This window comes from Candidatus Eremiobacterota bacterium (genome assembly GCA_031082125.1).
Taxonomy (GTDB): Bacteria; Vulcanimicrobiota; CADAWZ01; order CADAWZ01; family Ess09-12; genus Ess09-12.
The window spans coordinates 88,711-110,408 of sequence record JAVHLM010000005.1; the positions used below are offsets into that span (position 1 = coordinate 88,711).

15 protein-coding genes are annotated in these 21,698 nt (G+C 58.6%); 6 read left to right on the forward strand and 9 right to left on the reverse strand.

The window, feature by feature from the left end; all coding sequences use genetic code 11:
- The first annotated feature begins 30 nt into the window (after positions 1–30).
- Positions 31–1,296, forward strand: a complete 1,266-nt coding sequence (locus RDV48_07320) for a radical SAM protein (GenBank protein MDQ7822592.1) — start codon at positions 31–33, stop codon at positions 1,294–1,296.
- On the opposite strand, the gene RDV48_07325 is transcribed toward RDV48_07320, so the two are convergent.
- Positions 1,291–2,427, reverse strand: coding sequence for a hypothetical protein (locus tag RDV48_07325; protein MDQ7822593.1), 1,137 nt, complete (start codon positions 2,425–2,427; stop codon positions 1,291–1,293). The two genes, RDV48_07320 and RDV48_07325, sit on opposite strands and share 6 nt — an antisense overlap.
- Before the next feature lie 73 nt (positions 2,428–2,500).
- Positions 2,501–2,683, reverse strand: a complete 183-nt coding sequence (locus RDV48_07330) for a hypothetical protein (GenBank protein ID MDQ7822594.1) — start codon at positions 2,681–2,683, stop codon at positions 2,501–2,503.
- Between the two features lie 265 nt (positions 2,684–2,948).
- Here RDV48_07330 and RDV48_07335 point away from each other — a divergent pair, with 265 nt between their 5' ends.
- Together RDV48_07335 and RDV48_07340 are read left to right on the forward strand one after the other, a co-directional pair.
- The gene (locus RDV48_07335) at positions 2,949–4,244 is read left to right on the forward strand and encodes a PTS transporter subunit EIIC (protein ID MDQ7822595.1); all 1,296 of its coding nucleotides are present in this window, start codon (positions 2,949–2,951) and stop codon (positions 4,242–4,244) included.
- Between the two features lie 111 nt (positions 4,245–4,355).
- A complete protein-coding gene (locus RDV48_07340) occupies positions 4,356–6,257 on the forward strand; it encodes an N-acetylmuramoyl-L-alanine amidase (GenBank protein MDQ7822596.1) in 1,902 nt (633 codons plus the stop codon).
- On the opposite strand, the gene RDV48_07345 is transcribed toward RDV48_07340, so the two are convergent.
- The 3 genes from RDV48_07345 to uvrB form a co-directional block, all read right to left on the reverse strand.
- Positions 6,258–7,460: a radical SAM protein gene (locus RDV48_07345; GenBank protein ID MDQ7822597.1), complete on the reverse strand. Its 1,203-nt coding sequence runs from the start codon at positions 7,458–7,460 to the stop codon at positions 6,258–6,260. It abuts the gene before it with no gap.
- A 66-nt stretch (positions 7,461–7,526) separates the two neighbouring features.
- Positions 7,527–8,975, reverse strand: a complete 1,449-nt coding sequence (locus RDV48_07350) for a hypothetical protein (GenBank protein ID MDQ7822598.1) — start codon at positions 8,973–8,975, stop codon at positions 7,527–7,529.
- A gap of 114 nt (positions 8,976–9,089) precedes the next feature.
- The gene (gene uvrB, locus RDV48_07355; GenBank protein ID MDQ7822599.1) at positions 9,090–11,150 is read right to left on the reverse strand and encodes an excinuclease ABC subunit UvrB; all 2,061 of its coding nucleotides are present in this window, start codon (positions 11,148–11,150) and stop codon (positions 9,090–9,092) included.
- A gap of 180 nt (positions 11,151–11,330) precedes the next feature.
- Here uvrB and RDV48_07360 point away from each other — a divergent pair, with 180 nt between their 5' ends.
- Positions 11,331–12,560, forward strand: a complete 1,230-nt coding sequence (locus RDV48_07360) for a tetratricopeptide repeat protein (GenBank protein ID MDQ7822600.1) — start codon at positions 11,331–11,333, stop codon at positions 12,558–12,560.
- Here the strand turns inward: RDV48_07360 and RDV48_07365 are convergent.
- A complete protein-coding gene (locus tag RDV48_07365) occupies positions 12,554–13,288 on the reverse strand; it encodes a M48 family metalloprotease (protein ID MDQ7822601.1) in 735 nt (244 codons plus the stop codon). The genes RDV48_07360 and RDV48_07365 overlap by 7 nt on opposite strands.
- 343 nt (positions 13,289–13,631) lie before the next feature.
- On the opposite strand from RDV48_07365, the gene RDV48_07370 reads away from it, so the two are divergent.
- A complete protein-coding gene (locus RDV48_07370; protein MDQ7822602.1) occupies positions 13,632–17,450 on the forward strand; it encodes a hypothetical protein in 3,819 nt (1,272 codons plus the stop codon).
- 17 nt (positions 17,451–17,467) lie between these two features.
- Complete coding sequence (locus tag RDV48_07375; protein MDQ7822603.1) at positions 17,468–19,009, forward strand: transglutaminase-like domain-containing protein; 1,542 nt, start codon at positions 17,468–17,470, stop codon at positions 19,007–19,009.
- Here RDV48_07375 and murB read toward each other — a convergent pair.
- Genes murB through RDV48_07390 form a run of 3 tightly spaced genes read right to left on the reverse strand, consistent with a single transcriptional unit; the run spans position 19,002 to position 21,647 of the window.
- Positions 19,002–19,898: a UDP-N-acetylmuramate dehydrogenase gene (gene murB, locus RDV48_07380; GenBank protein MDQ7822604.1), complete on the reverse strand. Its 897-nt coding sequence runs from the start codon at positions 19,896–19,898 to the stop codon at positions 19,002–19,004. The genes RDV48_07375 and murB overlap by 8 nt on opposite strands.
- Positions 19,899–19,912: 14 nt before the next feature.
- Complete coding sequence (locus tag RDV48_07385) at positions 19,913–20,278, reverse strand: hypothetical protein (protein MDQ7822605.1); 366 nt, start codon at positions 20,276–20,278, stop codon at positions 19,913–19,915.
- Positions 20,279–20,288: 10 nt separating this feature from the next.
- The gene (locus RDV48_07390) at positions 20,289–21,647 is read right to left on the reverse strand and encodes an Ig-like domain-containing protein (protein ID MDQ7822606.1); all 1,359 of its coding nucleotides are present in this window, start codon (positions 21,645–21,647) and stop codon (positions 20,289–20,291) included.
- Between the last annotated feature and the right edge of the window lie 51 nt (positions 21,648–21,698).

Below are 21,698 nucleotides of genomic sequence, written 5' to 3' on the forward strand. Positions count from 1 at the left end.
ACTCCCTCTGGAGAGGACAAGGAGGTAGCCATGAAAAAAAACACCGCGCCTGAAGAACAGGCAGGCTCCCTGGTAAGGCACGCCCGCCTCAAAGCGCCGGTCCTCGCGAGGCTTGAGCTGACCTATGCCTGCAGGGCACGCTGCCCCGGCTGCCCCAGAGAGGTGAGAAGCGCCGTGAGGGATATCCTTCCCGGCAGCGCCTGGCATGCCATGATAAAGAAGCTTGCCCCTTACGTGGGCGAGGTGCACCTCACGGGCGGAGAGCCGGTGCTCCACCCGGATTTTCAGGAGATCACCGCCTCGCTTGAGCGGGAGAAAGTGCCCTTCATGCTTTACACCTCGGGCCTCTGGGAGCATCCGGGAAAGGTGCTTGCGGCCTTGAAGAAATGCACACAGCTGAAAGGGATCACCTTTTCTGTCCATGGCCATAACGAGGGGACCCATGACTTCTTCACGGGCATCAGGTCATATGAGGAGATGAAAGCCTCCCTTGAGATGGCGGCCCGTTCAGGGCTTGTTTTTCACACTGCCGGGGTGATGGGTGATTTTGCCAAGCATTATGGCAAGGATATCGTGAAGTCTGTCTTTGCGATGGGCTCCCGCTCCCATACCTTTCAGCGCTATATCGGCCCTATCCGCAACGGGATAAGCATGTACCGCGATGACCTCCAGGTGCTGCTCCGCTTTATAGGCGAGCTTGCCGGCAGGCACCTTCCGGTCATGCTGGAGGGCTGCATTCCCTCCTGTTTTCATGCCGGCGGCACCCACTGCCTCTCGGGCATCACCCGCTGCACCCTTGATCCCCTGGGACAGATAAGACCCTGCTCTTTCTCGGAGCATTCATTCGGATCGCTGGTGGAAAAGCCCCTTACCGCTCTCTGGAGGCGTAAGGCCATGTCAGCCTGGGCCGGCGAATATCCAGGACCCTGCGCCCCCTGTGCCATGCGTTTCCTCTGTCTTGGGGGCTGCAGGGCCGTGAGGGAGCGCTTCCAGGTCCGGTGCGACACCCTCATGGAGGAGCCCCTGGCACAAGGGCCCGTTGCCCCCATGGCCCTCCCGGTGACGGGTCATGACCTGGAATCACGCCCCCGGGCTCTTTTCAAGACAAGAAAGGAGTCATTCGGCTATGCCCTCATCCATGGCGGCGAGGTGGTGCCGGTGCTTGCCGGGGCGAGGCCTCTTGTGGCCTCTTACGGGGGGGAGAAGAGCCTTGCCGAGATAAGGGCCCGGTTTGGTGAAGAGGGAATGGCCTTCACTCTCTTTCTGGCCCGCCGGGGTTTTATCGAGCTCTCATGAGATGCTTTTCAGCCGCTTTGCAAAGGCATAGAGCATTTCTTCCACGGTGGGAATACTTATCTCCTGGGATTCTCCCTCGGCGGCTGCTGCAGATTCCTTGAGAGGGGAATGGGAGGACTTCTCAAAGATTTCCCTGTACGAGGCGGGAGGCTGCATCAGATCTCCCAGGTTTTCTCTCTGCGGCGGCTCTGGAGGCGGTGCCTGAGGCTTGGTCTGCCGAATCTTCGTGGTTTCCAGGGCACCGGCCGGGGGAGCCTGGGTCCCCCCTTTGCCGAGAAAATCGGAGAAGCCAAAGTCCCCCGGGGAAGGCGTCTGGGAAGCCCCGGACTGCGGAATCCTCGCGGTCTCGAAATTCTCGCGGACCGGAGCCTGGGTCCCCCCCTTGCCGAGAAAATCGGAGAATTCAAAATCGCCTCTGCCCTTGTCGTCGGCGAGAGGTGCCACCGGCCTGGGCGCTGACGCTTTCGCAGGCTTCTGCGGAACAAGCTCTTCAATAAGGCTCTGTGAAGAGCGCTGGGCCGTGCTCACCTTGGGAAGCTCCGGCGGCGGCTTGGGCGCCGGTTTCGGCGGTGGTGCCGCCGGGGCCTCTTCCTTGCGCTGGGGAGGCTTCCAGCCCTGTGGCTTCACCGGCTGGCGGGGCGCAGGCGGGGATTTGGCCGAGGACTTCTCCTCCTCAGGTGCCTTTCCGCCCTCCTGGGATCCTTCCTTCTGGACAAGCCTCTTGGAAAACCTCTGGAAGGTCTCGTAGAATTCAGGATACTCCTCAAGGTTCTTGAATATCTCCTCCTGGCCCCGGATGGTGATAATCTTTATGGAGTGCCGGGTCTCGTTGAAGCCCGTGATGTCTTCCCACTTGATGGTGGTCTTGATGCCCTGGGGGTGGACAATCCTGAAGCCGCCGTGGTCGATTTCGTAGCTGATGAGGCGCTGCTTGAAGCCCTGGATGACCCTGGGCACCCCGAGGGCGAAGATGAAGAAGATTCCCAGCGCCATGAGGAGCAGGTGGAGAGCAGGGCTCTGCTTGAGGATATTCAGGGAGAAGAGGATCAGCGCAAGGGTGCCCGTCGTCAGGAAGACAAATCCCGTGATGACTATGCGCTTGTACTGGCTCTCAGAGTACCGGTATGCCATGTATAATTCTCACTTGCATCGAAAAGATCACACGATTACTATTATACACAAAACCGGTCACTTGTCCACTGTGCTAGTTTTTCCAGAGACCCGACAGGGGCACGATGTACTCATCGATGCGCTTCTCGAGGTGCTCAATATGGAGGATGCTGTGACAATGGTGGCAGTAAAGGAATCCCCTTTCGGTGAGTCCTTCCGTCCAGAACTCGTCGTACGGCGCCTTACACGTGGGGCAGGTGAGGGCAGTCTCTATCATCGGCAACGGCTCCTTTCGCGCGGGCAAGTAGTGCTCTGGTGACCTGCAGTTCATTGAAAAACAAGAAATACGCGCATATTATACTGAAAGCCAGTATAGTATACCGTATCCCGCATTCACCTTATTAGGCGTCCGCCGGAAAAATCCTTCTGGTGAAAAAATTCTCATGGGGGGAAGCCGCGGCGGGAGGATTTCCGCCGGCTCTGCAAGAATCTGAAAAGCCTTTTGCAGAAATAACCTCCAACGGAGGGAAAGGGGAGCCCCCATGAAAGCATGGGACAGGGCGCTTGAAGGCCTCTCGGTGCTTGCGAAACAGCGGCATCTCCTCGCCCTCAGGGACGGAATGATAGCCGTCGTGCCTCTTATCCTCGTGGGGAGCACCTTCCTTCTGCTGGGATCGCAGAAAGACGTGATAAGCCAGTATTTTCCCGCGCTGGCCCAGTCCGAGGCGGGACAGTGGTATTCCTCCATGTGCCCCACGATCCTCATCCCCTTCCGTTTCACCATGGGCATGCTCTCTGTCTATGTGGCTTTCACCATTGCCGCGTCACTGGCGGGGCACTACAGGATGCCCGTGCTCCCCCAGGGCCTTGGAGCCGTCGTGGCCCTCATGATCACCATAAAGCCCTCAAGGGTGCCGCTCGTCGAGGGGGGAAAGCCCGAATGGATAATTCCCCTGAAACAGCTCGGCGGCGAGGGCCTCTTTCTCGGGATCCTCTGCGGGCTTTTTACCGTGGAGCTCTCAAGGGGCGTCATCTATCTCTGGGAGAAAGTCTTTCCCAAGAAAGAGGCCAGTGAGGAAGAAAAGCAGGGGCTCTCCATCCCCTCTGCCGTCGCGGAAGCCTTTGCGAGCTTTCTCCCCCTGCTGGTGGTGGTCACGGCCATCTGGGCTGTCGTGTATACGGCCAACATAGATATTTATCACAGCCTCATCAATGCGATGATGCCCCTCGAGAAGATGGGCGACACGGTGGGGTGCGTCGTGGTGGTGAATTTCTTTCTCCATGTTCTTGGCGTGGCGGGGCTCCACGGCATATCGGTGATCAACGGGGTCTTTTTCGCGCTCTGGCAGAAGTTTCTTCTGATGAACACCGAGGCTCACATGGCGGGCACCCCCCTCCCTGTCATCACGGCCTATCCCTTTTACCAGTGGTTTATCTGGGCAGGAGGCGCAGGAACTACTCTTCCCGTGCCTTTTCTGCTCCTGTTCAGCAGGAATTCCCACATGAAGCGCATCGGGAAGGTCGGCCTCGTCCCCACGCTCTTCAACGTCAACGAGCCCGTGCTCTTCGGCCTGCCCGTCGTGGCGAACCCTCTTCTCGCCATCCCCTTCGTGGCCGCTCCCATTACCGTGGGGATCATCTCCTTCCTTGCCTTCTCGTCGGGCCTTGTGGGGAGGCCTTTCATCGAGGTGCCGTGGGTATTGCCGGCCTTTTTAGGGGCGCCCCTCTGCACCCAGGACCCGAGGGCACTGGTGCTGCTTGCGGTGAACGTCATGGTGAGCGCCCTCATATGGCTCCCCTTCCTCAGGGCTTACGAGAAGAAGCTCTCATCGGAATAATCTGCCGCACGCGGGGTATTTACAAAGTGATCCCATGTGTGGTATAGTTTTTAAGATATTGCTGATAATTGCCTTATGGCCTGGAAAGAGGTTCTGTTTCGGGAGGTTGCAGTGAAGAGATTCTTGCGGTTTCTTCTTCTTTGTGTCGTGATGGTATCGCTGGTCATGCCCTTGGCGGCCATAGCGGAAAAGGAAGAGGAGCCCTGGGTCACGACTCCCGAATCACAGGTCCTTGAGTCCGAAGCGGCCGCTCCTGAAACGGGGCCGTCGCTTCTCATCATCCTCCCTTCAGGCTCATTCTCCCTGAGAGTTCTCCCCGGCGTTGCCTCCATGGGCACGGGGAGTGCCGACAGGATCCCCGACTCCCTCTATATTCCTCTCGAGGACAAGGGCACAGAGCGCTTTCTGAAAGCCATCGGCGCCTTTGCCTCATGGTCAGGGAAAGGGGACATCCTTTTCATCAGCTCCTCGGGGAGGGATATTTTCTTCGGGAGCGACTCCTCGCGGGCGAAGTTCAAGGAGCTTCACCTGTCGGCTCCACGGGGCTATCTCAGGAAGGACGGGGTCACATGGCTTCCCATGGCGGATTTTGCCGGCTACCTGGGCCTTAACGTGGTGAGCTTCTCCTCCGACGGCACCGGCCAGGCGTCGGCACGCCTTGTTCCCTCCCTCGACGAGGTAAGCGTCAAGGAGGATGACGGCGCAAGGAAGCTCCTCCTCCATACCTCTGTACCCGTAAAATACTCCGTCCTGGCGGAAGATCTCTCCCAGGTGACGATCCTTTTCCCTGCCACGCGGTTCACCGCTTCGGGCTATCAGGAGGCGATAGGCGACTTCACCGTGATCCCCGAGACTCTCCCCGGGGGGGTAAAAGTCACCGTGAAGTTCCCGAAACACTGGGACGGCCGCCTTCTCTCGCGGGCCGCTTCGGGTGACCTCACCCTTGAGCTCATGCCCGCCTTTCCCCTTTCGGCAGGGTACAAGGCCGAGACGATTGAAAAGGCGGTCTTTGAGCCGGGGGCAGGCGAGGCATCTTTCAGGATCTCCGCCTCGGGCCCCCTCCAGTACTTCTGGCGCTATTTCCCCGAAAGGAGAATGCTCCTTGTTGATTTCCCGCTCATCACGGCCAAGGCATCCCTCCCGGCCTCGGAAGACAGGGCTTTTATCCGGCAGAGCTCGCTCTCGTCCTATTCCACAGGCTATGGCACGAGCCGCCTTGCCCTCTCCCTCGCGCAGGATGTGACCTTCGCCATTGAGGCTGACGAGGAGGATCCCTATATGGTCAGGGTGCGCCTGAGGCGCGCCGCGGCGCCGGGCCCCTCGGCCCTGGAAGGGAAAGGCTGCACTTCGGCGCCTGAGGTGTGCGGGACCATCGTGATTGACCCGGGCCATGGCGGCTGTGACCCCGGCGCCTGCAACGGCGCTATGGGCCTCAAGGAGAAGGATCTCACCCTTGACATGGCGAGGACTCTTGCGGCGGTCCTCGAGGAAAAGGGATGGAAAGTGATCCTCACAAGAAGCTCCGACAGGGATGTCACGTGGGCCTATTCACCTGACAGGCTCGAGCTCCAGGCCCGCTCCGACGTGGGGAACGTGAACGGCGCCGATGCCTTCATAAGCATTCACTGCAACGCCTCGACCTCGTCGGCCCTTCATGGCTCGTCGATACACTGGTGCAAGGAGGCTGACTATGCCCTCGCAAAGAGCCTTGGAGGCATCCTGGGACCGGCGCTGGGCCTCAAGGACCGCGGGCTCTGCCGTGACACCTTTTATGTGATCAACCACGCCCGCATGCCTGCAGTGCTTGTAGAGACGGCCTTCATGAGCAACTCCGCCGATGCGCAGAAGCTTGCCGACAGGAGCTTCAGGGAGCTCGTGGCAAAGGCCCTCGCCCAGGCCCTCGACGAGTTCATGGGGACCCGGTTTGCAAGGAAAGCGAAGCGGAACGCAATATCGGGAATAAGGCACGACGGTGCCGGCGGGAGCGAGGGAGCCGCAAGGGAGAAGCGCTGATCAGAGAAAGTTGAGCTTCTCGTTCCGGATAAGCCCGTCCCAGTAATTCACTACTTTTTTATCCCTCGTGAGGATGTCCAGGTTAAGCCCCTTTATCTCCTCGTAGTCAAGAATGTGCTTGTCGGGCCAGGAAAAGAGCACGAAAAGGAAGGTGGGCCGCGTCACCGGCGGCCGGTAGTCCTCGGGCTTGTGGCGGAGCACCCGGACCGCGTTCTCCTCGCCGACAAATTTTGAAAGATACGCCTCGAGATGCTCCGCATTCCCGTCAAATCCCAGGGCTTTCGCCACCGCGGGGCTCCTGAGGAATTCGAAATATTCAATGGAGCACATGAAGGGGTTGGGGAACCAGTCCTGCGACACCCAGTGATCGACAAAAAGCTCGCAGGGGATCGCCGTCTCTTCAGCCAGGAGCTTCAGGAAATCGGAGAGATAGATGTCCTTCTCGCCAAGGCGCCTCCCTATGCCCGCGGCGACGCGGGCCCTTATCTGGTAAATGAAATCGTTGTTCTTCAGGGCGTATTTGATAACCTCGCCGAACTGGTCGTCATTGACGCCCCGCGCCATGGTGAAGGAGACCTGCGTATAGATGCCCCCGACCTTTCTTACATTTTCCAGGGCCCGGAGCTTGATGTCGAGGAGCTTTGTGCCTTCGATGCCCAGGTAGGCTTCCTCCTTGAGGCCGTTAAAAGAGAAATTAAGGAGCGTGAGCCCCGCTTCCCTGAGCTCCTTCACATAACGGTAATCGGCAAGCTTCACGCCGTTCGTGATCACGGCCGGTATTTTTTTCTTTTCAAAGGTATAGCGTATCAGCTCGGGGAGATGGGGGTAAAGGGTGGGCTCTCCTCCTGAGAAGGCTATGGAATAACCGGGATAGGCATCAATTGACTCTTTGATCTCTTCAAGAGAGAGATCGAGGGCAGTATCACGCTCGGGGAGATAACAGAGGTGGCACTTCAGGTTGCAGGCATGGGTGGCATTGATCATCAGGCAGCGGTAAGGAAAGGGATTGGGATCGTCGCGCCGCGGCGCCGAGAGGATTTTCTTCATAAAAGAGGCGTCTTTTTCAATGACCCCCCTGGTGGTGCCGTGGGTGGGGCAGAATTTTTCTATGACGGCCTCTCCCCCCTCCTCGATGATGCGCCCGTCAACCTCTTCATAGCACTCGCTGCAGAGGGCTCTTGTCTTCTCTTTCAGTACCTCCATGGATCTCCTTCTTTCTTCGGGTTTTATCCCTTGTTTCGACGCCCCGGCCGCGGCGCCCTCTTGCTGCTAGCGGAAAAAGAATGCTCTCATGGAGCCTGTGAGGTTTTTGCTCCCCCTGCCGTCGGGAGAGGCCAGCAGGATATCCGTCGAGACGTCGTTCCTCTTTCCCTCAAAGAGAAGTGAGGTGCCGTCAGGTGACCAGACTACGCGCCGGTGAAAGCCTCCCGGGACGGGTCCCGCGAATTTGAGGGACCTGAGCTCATGCTCGTGGACCGCCTTTTTCCGGCCTGTGGCCGCATCGATGACGAAGAGCGCTTCAGTGTAGGTTCCCCGGTCCTTGTTGATGGTGTAGCAGAGAAGGGCGATTCTTGAGGAGTCGGGAGACCACGCCAGGTAATAGGGCGAAAGCGGCAGCCCCCACCAGAGTCCCTCGTCAGCGGCGACGAGGGGCTTCGACTCCCCGGAGCGGGGCCTGTGGCAGAGGAGTGACGAGCCCTTCTGGACCAGGAGGCTTTCTCCGTCAGGAGCCCATCCATAGAGAAAGAGCTCTTCATCGGAGCGCTCTTCGGAGAGGAGCTTCGGCTTTTCATCACCCAGGTCCTTCACTACGAGCTGCCAGCAAGCCTTCCTGGGGCTTTCCGCGGGAGATTCCCTGTCCTGGGGCACCAGGTACGCGATCTTATCGCCGCCCGGTGAAGCCACGGCATTGAAGCAGTCCTCGGAAAGCCTGGTGAGCTTCTGGGAGGAGCAGGAATACCACCAGAGCTCGTTGTGGTAGAGCAATCCCGAAAGGGTGTGATACTGGAAGAAGAAATTGTCGCCCTGCCAGGCGAGGCCGTTGAAGCTGTCTTTTTCCGCGAGGGCCTCCATGAGGGTGGCCCTCTCTTTCCCTTCCTCCTCAAGGACGAGCTTTGCCGGTCCCTGGGAGGGGGGGGATTTTTCCACTGCCGCTCTTCTCTTTCTGTCAGGGCTTTCGCATGCGGGGGCGCCCGCTTTTTCAGGTGCTTTCGGCTCCTGGCAGCTTCCCAGGCCTATATCACAGTTTCCCGCTGATTTCAAAAAGCTGCGGTATTCGGTCTTTTCATAGACCACGAGCTGCTTTTCCCGGTCATAGGAGGTGATGGCTGCCCCCTCGAGGCCTTTCATCGGGAGAGGCACCGCTTTGCTCCCCGCCTTTTTCACCGTGCCTGTCCATACCCTGGTCCCACGGGGCGCCGCCGGATCACCTGCCGAGGCCGCTTCGGCCTCCAGGAAGGCGATCCCCTTCCCGTCCGGCGAAAAAAGAGGATTGAAATAGGTGGTGCTCTCCCTGGTAAAGACAAGAAGCTTTCCCTCGGAAAGGTGAGCCTTTCCTTTCCAGAGGAACAAGGCCACGCAGGCCGCCATGATGAGCAGTGCTGCAATGACGAGCCTTTTTGCAGGCCTTATGAAACCTCTTTCAGCGGGGTTCACCATTTCTCTGACATTTAATTCTGTCACTATTTTTGAATACATGCCTACAGTTTTTCCCCTCACCGCCGATTTTCCCTCTATTTTTTATTCCTGTCACAGAGCCTTTCCCGCCCACTTTTTCCCGAAACACCGGGGTTGAATGGCATTCATAATTTATCCACATTATCCCCAGGAAATTCACAGGCTTCCCCTGCGCTTTCTTTTTCCCTTGAGAGCGGCGCCGGGGACTGCCGCCGGCCCGATAAGGGCGCTCTCTTTCCTCAGCGTGAGCTCATGTTTCACGGTGAGCATCTCGTCGCGATAGGCGGCAGCCTTCTCAAACTCCAGGCTCTTTGCCGCCGTCCTCATGAGCTTCTCAAGATCCCTCACCAGGAGCTCCAGGTCCTCGTAGCCCAGCGTCCCCTTCTCCCCCGTGCGGGCATAAGAAGGCTTTGCCTCGGCAACGGCCAGGCCTTCAAGTATGTCTCTCACCGCCTTGCGGATCGTTTCAGGGATGATATGGTGCTCCTCATTGTAGCTGAGCTGGATGGCCCTTCTTCTCCGGGTCTCCCCGACTGCCCTGTCCATCGAGTCGGTGTAATCGTCGGCATAAAGGATCACCGTGCCGCTTATGTTTCTTGCCGCCCGGCCGATGGTCTGAATCAGCGAGACCTCGGAACGGAGAAACCCCTCCTTGTCGGCGTCAAGGACCGCCACCAGGGAGACTTCGGGCAGATCGAGGCCTTCTCTTAAAAGGTTGACTCCCACCAGGCAGTCAAAGATCCCCAGGCGCAGGTCCCTGAGGATCGCGATGCGCTCAAGGGTGTCAATCTCCGAGTGGAGGTAGCGCACCTTGATGTCCTGCTCCGCCATATGCTCTGCAAGGTCTTCGGCCATTTTCTTGGTGAGGGTCGTCACCAGCACGCGCTCGTTGTTGCTGACCCTTGCCCTCACTTCACTGATGAGGTCCAGGACCTGGTCTTTTGCGGGCTTCAGGATCACCTCCGGGTCTACAAGGCCGGTGGGCCTTATAATCTGCTCCACGACGGCCGAGCTTACCGAGAGCTCATAAGGCGCCGGCGTCGCCGAGACATACACGACCTGCCCGGTCTTCCGCTGGAACTCCTCGAAAGTGAGGGGCCTGTTGTCAAAGGCCGAGGGAAGCCTGAAGCCGTGCGTGATAAGGGTCTCTTTCCGGGAGCGGTCGCCGCGGTGCATCCCGCGCAGCTGCGGTATCGTCACGTGGGACTCGTCAATGATGACAAGGAATTCTTGCGGGAAGTAGTCGATAAGGGTGAAGGGGGGCTCGCCTTCCGATCTTCCCGTGAGGAAGCGAGAATAGTTTTCAACGCCCTGGCAGTAGCCGAGCTCCCTGAGGAGCTCCAGGTCATAGCGGGTCCGCATCTCGATCCTCTCGGCCTCCAGGGGCTTTCCCCTGGAAGTGAAAAAGCGCACCTGCTCCTCAAGCTCATGCTCTATGGCATGGCAGGCTTTCTCCAGGCGCTCCCAGGGAGTGACGAAGTGCTTTGCCGGGTAGATCACCACCTTTTCCGGCGCGCGCGTCGTTTCGCCCGTGAGGGGGTTGAAGCGCACGATCTCCTCGATTTCGTCGCCCCAGAAGGTGACGCGGAGCGCTTCCTCGTCATCGGCGGGGAGGACCTCCAGGACCTCGCCTCTCATTCTGAACTCGCCCCTGTTGAGGGTCATGGGGTTGCGGGTAAAGTGCATCTCCACGAGGCGCTCCAGGATATGGCTCCTGGTGAGCTCCTCGCCCTTGTGCATGGTGAGCGTCATGGCCATGTAGTCCTGGGGAGAGCCCAGGCCGTAGATGCATGAAACGCTTGCCACGATGATGACGTCCCTGCGCTCAAGCACCGCCTGTGTCGCCGAGTGGCGCAGGCGGTCTATCTCGTCGTTGATGGAGCTGTCCTTCTCAATATAGGTATCTGAGGAGGGGATGTAGGCCTCGGGCTGGTAGTAATCGTAGTAGCTCACGAAGTACTCGACGGCGTTGTGGGGGAAGAACTCCCGGAACTCGCTGGCAAGCTGCGCCGCCAGGGTCTTGTTGTGGGATATGACCAGGGTGGGCCTTCCCCAGCGGGCAATGACATTTGCCATCGTGAAGGTCTTCCCCGAGCCGGTGACGCCGAGAAGGGTCTGGTGGAGCGCCCCTTCCTCAAGGCCCCTTGCAAGCTTTTCAATGGCCTGGGGCTGGTCGCCCCGGGGGGGGTAGGGACTCACCAGGGAAAAAACTGCCATGGGGACCTCCCGGCCCTTTCAGTTCTCCCCGGGCGGTGCCTACTCCTTCAAGTGCCTGCCTCTTCAGGCGGGGCAGGCTGCCGGGAGAGGCTCCGGGATCCTGCGCCATGAGAGGATTTTACCGATAATATGAGAATACCCATGACAGATCAAAGATCACTTCGCAGAACCGAGGATGCCATGAGCACGGAAAAAGATCTTCCCCAGCAGCTGTGCCTGAGGGCTTATGCTGCCATACAGCTTAAAAAATATCCCGAGGCGTCATCAAAAGCGAAGGAGGCGCTCGGGATAAGGGCCCATTATCCCATTGCCCACCATCTGAATGCCTTTGCCCTCAGGTCCATGGGAAACTTCAAGGATGCCCAGTATGCCATTACCCAGGCAATAAACCAGGAGCAGGGAAATCCTCACCATGTCTTCCTGCTGGCCTTGATCCTCTGGTCGAGCGGCGATGCCGACGAGGCTGAAAAGCGCTTCCAGGAGGCCCTGAAGATGGAGGATAACCTGGGCTTCAACCTGAACTACGGCGTGTTCCTTATCCACCAGAAGATGTTTGAAGAGGCGTCAGCCCTCGCAAAGAAGCTCATTGAGAAGCGCCCCAATGACGAGCGGGTCAAGGTGATTGTGGCGAGCGCGAAGGCCCATGAATGGAAAACCGAGCTCGCTACCATCCAGTACCGCCCGCCGCTCCCTGCCGATTCCTCAGACAGCGCCACCTTTACCGACCTGGGGAAGGTCTACTTTGAATGGGGCCACTACGATGAGGCCCTTGCCGAGTTTGACAGGGCCCTCTCGAGAAACCACAGGGATTCAGAGGCCCAGCGCCTCAGCGCCACGGTGTTCAAGGTAAAGAATGACCGCATGTACCGCATGCTGTGGAATTACAGCGCCTTCATCCTCTCGCCCCTGGTGATGCTTTTCAACATCCTGATTTTTGTGGCCCTTATCGTGCTCTGCTTCTCGGGGTCAGATTATACGAAGCTCTATACCCTTGCCCTTATCTTTTACTTCGCTCTCTTCATAGTCGTTCCCATATGGATTTCCCGGGGGGCAACGCCCGAGGAGTTCAAGAGCATTGAGGACGATCGCCTCATAGGTGATATCCCCATTGATGAAAATGTTGCCGACGAGGAAGAGGAGATTGACTCTGTCACCAAGATCCACATGGAAAGAAGGGGTAAGCTCTTCAAGAGCCTTTACCAGGTCTTCGTGGCCATGGCGGTGCTCTGCTTCCTGGGGGTATTTCTCGCCGCCGGCCTCGAACAGATCGCCAGGGCCTACATCCCGGCAGCCATAATGACGCCGGTGAAGATAGGCCTCTTTATCGGGATGCTGCTCTTCTTCATCCTCTCCTTCTTGATGGACAAAGAGAGCAGGAAGTATGCAGGCTTTACCATGCAGGGTCAGTAACCCATCCTGGACGCTTCCTCCTCAATCACCTTGATGCGCTCGTCCGTGAGGGGATGAGAGCCTATAAGGGAGTTGACAAAGCCCGGCAGCTCGCCGCCGCCGGCTTTTTTCATTTTCCTCATGAAGCTCGCACCGGCTCTCGGATTGAAGCCAAGGCCCGCCACCATGTAGACGCAGGAGGCCACATCGGCCTCTCTTTCATCATCGCGGCTATACTGGCTGTTGATGATAAGGCTCGCGGCCTGGATGGTCGTCGCGCTTCCCTGGCTGATCTGCCCCTTGTTGAGGACTGCCGCGAGGGTGACAAGGCCTATGTCGGTCCACATCTGCTTCTCAAGCTGGTGGATGCTGTGCCTTTTGGAGACATGGGCTATCTCGTGGCCCAGCACGAAGCCGAGCTCCTCCTCGGTGACGAGGGGAAGGAGGCCCTTGGTCACATAGACGAAGCCTCCCGGGAGCGCCAGTGCGTTCACGTTGTCGGTGTTCAGGATCTTGAAGGTGTAGCCAAGGCCCCGCCTCTCGGTGACGGGGATAATCTTTTTCCCAAGGTTTTCAAGCCGCAGGACCTGGGCAGCATCTGCGTAGAGGCCGAATTTGGCCTCGAGCTGCGCGGCGCCCTGCTTTCCGATGGTGGTCTCCTCACTTTCGGAGATCCCTGCAGAGGCCGGCATGGCGGCAATGACGAATAGCGCGATAATGAGTGCGAGTAAGGGCAGGCTGTGTCTCATCGGTATCACCCCCGGTTTATGCTACTGACTATGATGCGCCGTCAGTCCCCTGGATTCACTGCGGGAAGAGAGGCCACCCCGTCGATCACCCCACCCAGAAGGTGACGGTCACCAGAATTACATGGCTTGAGAAGATTTTATTCCAGGGCGGGGCAGGCTCATGCATACCTTTTTCCTCATCAAAAGGGAATTACCTGCGCTTCTTGCTGGTATATTTTGTAGAGCCTTGGGAGAAATCGTTAACAGGAGGACAAAAGTTTGACTTTTCACCGGCCTTCACCTATAATTTCACCAGGGAGGCTCCCGTGATTTCTGGAATATTCTCTATCGGAGCTGCGTTACTATGATTCTGGAAGGCATCAGGCTGAGGCGGAAGCGTATTTTCATTATCATAATACTTATTGCGCTTGCCGGCTGTGCTGCTCTCTATCTCATGGCGAGCTCCGTGCTGAAGACCTTCAATGATCCCCGCCTGATTGCCTCCTTTCTGCAACAGAAGCTCGGCGCGCCTGTGGAAATAAAAAAAGTCACGACAAGCTATACAGGAAAGCTTGTGCTCAAAGGGGTGAGAGTGAATCAGCCGGCTGAGCTCAACGAGGAGGGAGAGTTCCTGGTGATCCCCGAGGTGGTGATCCGTTTCCAGCCGTGGAAAGTTCTCGCGAATCCCTCTCTTGAAAGCGCCGACCGCATCGATCTCATTGAACCGACCCTCACGCTCACCCCGCGTCTCATAGACTGGTTCGCCGCCCGGTATGGCAAGGAAGGGGCTCTTGAAGCCATGCCTCCCCTGTCGGTGAGATCGGGCTCCCTGGACATGACTGTCGGAGCCGAGGCATATCCCCTCTTTTTCAGGGAAATGCGGGGCAAGGCCTCGGTGAAGAAAGGGGGGCTTGAGTTCCGTTTCCGGGGCAAGGCCGAGGACCTTGTGGAGAGCTGGGAAGTCTCGGGCATTGCCGGCCCCGGGGCTCACCGCGAGGTTCAGGTGGCGATCCATGCCATGGGCCTCGAGAAGATAGGGGAGCGGATAGGGAGGAAGGACCTCCCCCTCGAAGGGAAAGCCGAAATCACGGCATCGATGAGCGGCACCGGCCAGCCCCTGTGGAAAGGCTCCATTTCCATCGACAGGGCAAAGCTGGGAAAGGTGGAGGTGGCGGGAATAACCTCCCAGTTTGTCCAGAGCGCCGAGAAGACCGAGATTCCCCAGTGCACGGTAAAGCTTTTCGGGGGCGGATTCAAGGGGAGCGGCGAGCTGCGCCAGGTGAAAAGCGCGTCGTCGCTCCGCATCAAAGGCGATTTCCTGGACATATCCCTCGAAGAGGTACGACGCATCTGGGACAGGATCCCCCTCAGGGGGAATGTCTCGGGCTCTCTCTCTGTCGAGCTCACGCCGGCCAAGGTCACTTCCGAAGGCACCTTTCTGATGAAGGAGGGCACCCTCTTCTCCTCCACCTCCTTCGAGCGCCTTGAAGGAGGCTACTGCCTCACCCCCCAGGGGGTGATCCTGAAGAACACCACGATGAAGACCGAAGTGGGGAACCTCACGCTGGCCGGGACCCTCAAAAAGGACCGTTTCAGGCTTACCGTGGGCTGCCGGGAGCTGAACCTCAAGAAGCCCCTTGAAGAGCTGAAGTCCCTGAAGGTCGCGCCGGGGGGGACGGTAAAAGGCGTGCTCGAGGGCACCATTGACAATACCGTCTTTGAGGGCTCTGCCGAGGTCCCCTCCCTCACGGTGGGAGAGAAGATGATAGGGAAGGTGGCACTTCAAGGCTCCCTGATCATCAAAGGCACCACCGTTCGGTTCTCGGACCTGGCCCTTGCCCTCGGGAAAGAGCATCTTGCCCTCTCGGGCACCCTCACCCGCGACGAGAAAAAGAGGCTCCACCTCAGCCTTCCCGCCATCTCCCCCTCCCTGGTTGAGGCCTTTTCGCCCGTGCCTTTCAGCGGGTATGTAAAGCTTGATGCCGATACCATGAACCTGGCCCTTGAGGGGGACAAGACCTCCATGAAAGGAACTCTTGAGGCCGGAAAGGGAGCCCTTGCCGGCATGGCCTTCAAGAATATCTCCCTCTCCTTTGAAGGAGGTGGCGAGAAGCCTCTTGCCCTCAAAGGAACCGTTGCCTGTCAAGAGCCCCTGCAGCTTGAAGGCACCCTGGACAAGGACAAGGCTGATCTCTCTTTTGCCACAAAGAAATGCTCTTACCAGGATATGGAGCTCAGAGCGGCGAGGCTTGTGGTCCACCAGGCCAAGGGATCCTTCAGGGGCGAGCTTGAGGCCGAAGAGATCAAAACAGGCAAAGAGCTCTTCCGGGATCCCAAGATAACCTTCTCCCAGGAAGTGGCAGGCCATACCACCCTTGGAGGGAGTATGGCGTGGCATGGGCAGGTCATGGAGCTCTCGGGGCTCCTCTCCCGCGCGTCGCAGGAAGTGAGGTTCTCCCATGACTCCTTCCCTCTCGGCGCCTTTTCCACAGGCCATGAGAAGGCCCCCCTCGAGGGCAGGGCAAAGGTGGAGATCATCTGCCGGAAGGACAAGGAGAGCCTGAGGACCCTTGTGAAGCTGGCTTCGGACAGCCTTGTGGCAGGGGGGAGAAAGCTCCCTCCCCTGTCAAGCCTTTTTACCGTGAAGGATGAGGTCCTGGAGTTTTCGCTTCTCAGGCTCATGGGCAGGAAATCCCCTCTTGACTTTACCGGCACCCTCTCGCTTAAGAATAACCGGGCGGCCCTCAAGGCGGCTCTTAAGGACTATGACCTTGCCGAGCTCTCCGATATGCTCGGCCCTTCGTCGGCCTCCCCCCCCCAGAGCCCGCCGGCCGCCAATGCTCCCGCGGCCATTGCAGGCAAGATCACCGGCACCCTCTCGATGAGCGGACCCCTGGAAAAGCCCGAGATGGCTTTTGAGGGAACCGCCACAGGCCTGGGATTCCAGGATCTTGCCCTCGGAGGGGGAAAAGTCCGCTTTACCCTCGGGGGCCCGACCCTCTCGGGGGAGTTCACCCCCCAGGCGCCGTCGGTATGCCTTGCCTCTCTGATGGGAAAAGGGAAGGGCGAGCTTTCCAGGCTTCTTGGCGAAGGATGGAAAGAGATGAGGCTCTCTTTCTCGCGGCGCGACAAGGAGGCCCTCACCGTCAGGGGCGAGGCCCTCCATGAGGTGCTGGGAAAGACCCTTTTCAGCGGTGTGGTGAAGGACAAAGGATGGGATTTCACTATCGAGCCGGAAAAATTCTCCCTTGAGTCCCTGCAGTTTGCCAAACCTGAAATCTCCCTCTCCCATGACGGCGAGAAGCTTGCGGGCACCATCTCCGCCCCCTCGGGGAGGCTCCAGGAAATGGCCGTGGCGTCGCCGCGGTTCACTTTCCGTGAAAGCCAGGGCGGCGGGCTTGCTTTTTCCGGCTCCTGCAGGCTTGAAGGCAGCGAGGCATCGGTGGAGGGTGAATCGGCGGGCGGCGCCTTGAGCGCCGTGGTGAAGTTCCCTGAAATGGATCTGAAGTCTTCAGGCTTCTTCCCCCTCAAGGACGACAGGCTCTCGGGGAAGGCCGCCGTCGAGGTGCGCATAAACGAGGGCAAGGAAAAGTCCCGGAAGGTCGTGGTCTCGAGCGAGAGCCTCAAGTGGGACGGCAAGAAGCTTCCCCGCCTCACCCTCGAAGGCGAGGAGAAAAAAGGGCTTTTTTTCATCTCGGCCTTAAGGGTGCATTTCGAGGACGGTCCGCTCTTTCTTGCCGGGAACGTGTCGCCGGAGAAACAGTCTCTGATGCTGAACGGGAAGATTGAGGGGAATTCCATCCCGATGCTGGTGGACAGGCTCGGAGGAACCATGCCCGATATCCAGGGAAACCTTCAGGGCGCCCTCTCCCTGTCGGGACCCCTGAAGAAGCCCGATTTCAGCTATGACGGGAGGGTGCTGAACCTGGTCTATCAAGGCAAGGAACTCGGCGACGGGACCCTCAGGCTTTCAGGCAACAGTGACGGAATGAAGGGGAGGCTTGACCTGGACAAGAAGCCCAAGCTCCAGGTGGGTATCTCGCAGGCCAACGTGGAGGTGAGCTATTACTTTACCCTCGAGGGGACACCGAAGAACCCCGTGGTGAAGCCCCATGCCACCGACACGAAGCTCCACGTGAGCCCCTCGGTAATCTGGAATCTCTTCAGAGCGGGAACCTATTGACATGAAAGGATGGCATCATGAAAAAAATACTGTTTTACGGAGCGGCCCTCGCGGTTCTTTTCTTTGCGGCGGCGCCGCGGGATCTTTCTGCCTCAGGAATCGGCCCGGGCACCCTCTCTCCCGAAGAAGGGGAATACGCCGTCTATTACGGGAAGGAACTGGCGGGGCAGAGCCGCTATACGATAACGGAAGAGAGCACCCCGGGGGCAAAGCCCCTGCTGCGGGTGGCGGTGGATTCCTCGACCTCAGCCCTTGTGAGGATTGACCAGAGAATAGAGTTTTCCCAGGAGCTCCGGGCGACCCTTGCAGCGGACACGTGCAGGCCCATGGAGTACACCATAAAGAACTCTTCGCCCTTCGTCAAGGAAGAGACAGTGATGCGCTTCGGAGAGAGAGCCGCCGAGGTGAGGCGCGCCACGGAAGGGGCAACGGTGGAACGGAAGCTCCCTTATGAAGAAGTCCCCTTTATCACCGACCTTTCGAGCCCCTCGGGAGGCACCTTCAACGTGGCCCTTCTCACGCTGCTGGTGAGGCAGAAAAAGCTGCTGGAAAGTGAAACGCTTGCCGTGAAGGGCCTCGCAGCAGGAGCCTTCGCTCACGTGGAGCTTCTCTTCACCAGGGAGGGCACAGAGACGCTTGGGGGAAGGCAGGCTATGGTCTACCGCGTGAAAGAAAAGTCCGAAGGGTGTGAAAATGCCCACCGGCTTTTCATCGCACCTGACAAGGGAGGCACCATCCTCAGGATGGAGTCGCCCTCTCTCAATTATAGCTATGTGAAGGAAAAGGCCCGCCGCGTTCTCACCCCGCCCGACATAGGAGCGGCATTTGCCTTATCGATCCCCTTCGATGTGAAAAACTGCGCATCGCTCCGGGCCAAAATCGCCCTGAAGGTGCTTGGCGAGGCCACAGGGAAGGAGAAGCTGGCGAGAAGCTGCCAGAGCTTTGAGGGAGCTTTCCAGGACGGCGTGCTCCAGGGGACCCTCTCCTCCCGGAGCATATCCCTGAAGACTCTTCCCCGGAAGGCTTTCCCCTGCGAGTATTCACAGGACCTTGTCAAGCAATACTGCCAGCCTGAGTTTCTGGTGGAATCCGATGACAGCCTTGTTGCGGCAAAGGCCCGCGATATCGTGAAGGGCGCGGCGACGGTCGGCGAGGCCACCGGGCGCCTTGGCGCCTGGGTCTATGAACAGGTGGCATTTGCCTACACGGGAGGCTCTGCCAAGGCCACGCTCATCGCCATGAAGGGCGACTGGGTCCCAAGAACGAGGCTTTTCATAGCCCTTTTAAGGAGCGCAGGGATCCCCGCCCGGTCCGCCGGGGGGCTCCTGGTCTCCGAGAATATCGCGGGGAACTATCTCTGGGCCGAAGCCTATCTTGGAGAAGAGGCGGGATGGGTGCCTTTCGATGTGGCCATGGGGCAGGTGGAGTATTTCTCGGCAAACCACCTCACCCTCTGGACCGGCGGCATGTGGGATCCTTACACCTTCAAGCCCCAGTGCTCCCTTGTGGAATACAGGGAAGAGCCCCGGCCCAAGGGCACCAAGTTCACGGTTAAATAGAGCGCTCCCAGGGCGGTCTCTCGCCGATTATCTGCACTTCCTCTTCAAGAGTGATGTGGTGGGCTTCTCTCACTTTTTCCTTCAGCAGCGCCGCCAGGGAGAGGATGTCGCGGGCCGTGGCGCCGCCGGCGTTTATCAGGAAGTTGCAGTGCTTTTCATAGACGAGGGCCCTGCCCCTGGCGAGGCCTCTGGCGCCCACGCTGTCAAGGAGCTTTCCGGCCGCGAGCTTCCTCCCTCCCGGGTCATCGGTGGCGACATTCTTGAAGAAGCAGCCGCAGGAGCCATGATGCCAGGGGTGCTTCTCCCTGCGCTCTGCCATGATGGCTTCCATCTCACGGCCTATGGAGTCACTGTCGCGCTCTCTGAGCTCGAGCGTGGCCGTGAGGATGATCTCCCTGGTGTGCTTGAGGGAGCTGTGGCGGTAGCGGAATTCAAAGTAATCGGGGCCCACCTCTCTCTCTATTCCGCCGGCGTCGATGAGTGTGGCCTTCACCAGGGTTTCGGAGATGCTTCTTCCGTAAGCACCGGCATTCCCGTAGAGAGCGCCGCCCACCGTTCCCGGTATTCCCGCCAGGAACTCCAGGCCTCCAAGCGATAAGGCGCGAGCCTCCTTGAGAAGGCACTCAAGCGGGAGCCCTGAATCGGCCATGACGGTGCTCCCCCGGAACACAAGACCGGAGGCGGCATTTCTGAGCACCATCCCCCTTATCCCCTCGTCGGCAAAGAGCACGTTGCTTCCCCCTCCCAGCAGAAAGAGGGGGATCCCCTCGTCCCCTGCAAAGTGCAGGCCTTTTTTCAGCGAGTCAAGTGAGGGCGCCTCCCAGAAATAATCGGCTCTGCCCCCAATGCCGTACGTGGTATAAGGGGCGAGGGCGACATCTCTGGACAATTCCCGGCCCTTCATTACCTCTCACCTGGAGAGGCGGAGCTCTCGCCGGGGGACTGCCCCGGATCGACGCGCTCGCTGCGCTCGCCGCAGAGGCTCAGGAGCAGGGAGATATCCTTGCAGTAGGAGAGAATCGTGGTCCCTGTGAGGAATGTCGAGAATGCAAGGAGGATAAAGGTGACGCACCAGAGCAGGAATATCTGCGTGACCTCTTCAGAGCCCGGTGTGCTGATGGGAAGCCGCTGCACGATGAGATATACTCCCATGGCCATGAAGAGCAGGCTGAAGCAGAGGGCCGCCTTTCCGCCCACCTCGTTGAGGAGGCGCCAGTTCTTATCATTTTTCACAATGCGGTCATATTCTTTTTTTTCTCTCTCTTCCACTCGTTAAGCCTCATTTCTTGGTGATGGTGAAGGTAAAGGGGCTTGATTCCTTTCCTTCCTGGCTGTTGTAAAAGATGGGCTTGACGGCCCAGTAAAAGGAGCCCGAGCCCAGGTTTCCCCATTTTACCCAGTCAGGAGTGTAGGAATTGGTCTCGCATTTAATCCAGTCTTCCTTGGCGAAAGTCCTGTTTTTTCCAATGGCGATGAAATAAGCGACAGCCGACGGGTTTGATGACCACCTGAACAAGGGAGGGGTCCCTCCCGGCAGGGTAAATGATGAGGCATCGGCAGGCTTGATAAGGATCGGAAGGGCCGAAGGCGAAGTGGCGACAAAGTAGTCCACCTCTTCGGAGACTCTTTTTTCAGGAGAGATGAGCTGCATCGAGAGGGTATTCTTTCCCTCCGTCTCGGCGAAGGCCTTTTCAGATGCGAGGACCTTCACCATCTCGCCGTTCTGCATCTTTGCCACGAAGAAGGAGAGAGGCTTCCCGTTCAGGATGAAGGAGCCGTGGATGTCGCCGCTCCCTATCCCCCTGATGCGTCCTTCCGCTGAGATGATGGAGCCTTTGGGGATCATCATCCCGTATTCAGGGGCCTTTATGGCCACCTCGTTGATGCGGATCGAGGGGGCCGTGGGATCCGTGATGGTCACCCTGGCCCCGGTCCTCAGCTCAATCTTGTTGGCATCATGGTCGAGCCCCACGAAGGTCCTTCTCACCATGATGGTCTGCCCCTTCATCATGGTGCCCACATCCTGGGGGATGGCGATGGAAGAGGGAAACTTGGTGGTCTTGTTTCCTCCGATGATGAGCTTCATGGTCTCGCTTGACTTGGAGAGCAGCCTTCCTCCCGAGTCCTCATAGACCAGGATGCTCTGCATGAGCTCCGCGAGGCCTCCTCCAGTCTCAATGAAGGTATAGGTCACGTCCTTGACGCCACCCGGAGGGAGGGTGAGTTCGGCAGGCGACACATAGGTAGCCACCTGAAGGTGCCCCCCCCTGGTGGTGAAGCCTATCGTGTTGTGATCATGGTGGAGGATTGACGAGCTTGTCGCCTGGACATCCTGGAGGTATATCACATAGTAGGTGCCCGGCTTGAGGGGGATCTTGGGGTGGATATAAATGGTCTCCTCGGTGTCGGAGTAAGTCACCTCGGTGGGGACCGCTTTCCCCGTCGTTCCCTCGAAAAGGATGTCCTTCCGAATGCTCTGCACCCTGATCTGGTGGTTGAAATTGACAAAGAGCGAGACGTCCAGGGGCACATCGATGGAGCCATGCCGGGGCGAGGAGCTCGTGATGTTGAAGAACTGCGCCGATGCAGGCAGGGCTGTGAACAGCAGAAAGAGCGCAAGAAAGAAAAATGGCCTCATGGTATATGTTGTACAGCATGGAAGGCTCCCTGTCAAGGGTGCGCATGGAAT

Excerpts from the sequence above, each read along its gene's own strand:
- RDV48_07320 (MDQ7822592.1), top strand. The coding sequence starts at position 31 with ATGAAAAAAAACACCGCGCCTGAAGAACAGGCAGGCTCCCTGGTAAGG.
- RDV48_07325 (MDQ7822593.1), bottom strand. The coding sequence starts at position 2,427 with ATGGCATACCGGTACTCTGAGAGCCAGTACAAGCGCATAGTCATCACG.
- RDV48_07330 (MDQ7822594.1), bottom strand. The coding sequence starts at position 2,683 with ATGATAGAGACTGCCCTCACCTGCCCCACGTGTAAGGCGCCGTACGAC.
- RDV48_07335 (MDQ7822595.1), top strand. The coding sequence starts at position 2,949 with ATGAAAGCATGGGACAGGGCGCTTGAAGGCCTCTCGGTGCTTGCGAAA.
- RDV48_07345 (MDQ7822597.1), bottom strand. The coding sequence starts at position 7,460 with ATGGAGGTACTGAAAGAGAAGACAAGAGCCCTCTGCAGCGAGTGCTAT.
- uvrB (MDQ7822599.1), bottom strand. The coding sequence starts at position 11,150 with ATGGCAGTTTTTTCCCTGGTGAGTCCCTACCCCCCCCGGGGCGACCAG.
- RDV48_07360 (MDQ7822600.1), top strand. The coding sequence starts at position 11,331 with ATGAGCACGGAAAAAGATCTTCCCCAGCAGCTGTGCCTGAGGGCTTAT.
- RDV48_07365 (MDQ7822601.1), bottom strand. The coding sequence starts at position 13,288 with ATGAGACACAGCCTGCCCTTACTCGCACTCATTATCGCGCTATTCGTC.
- RDV48_07370 (MDQ7822602.1), top strand. The coding sequence starts at position 13,632 with ATGATTCTGGAAGGCATCAGGCTGAGGCGGAAGCGTATTTTCATTATC.
- RDV48_07375 (MDQ7822603.1), top strand. The coding sequence starts at position 17,468 with ATGAAAAAAATACTGTTTTACGGAGCGGCCCTCGCGGTTCTTTTCTTT.
- RDV48_07390 (MDQ7822606.1), bottom strand. The coding sequence starts at position 21,647 with ATGAGGCCATTTTTCTTTCTTGCGCTCTTTCTGCTGTTCACAGCCCTG.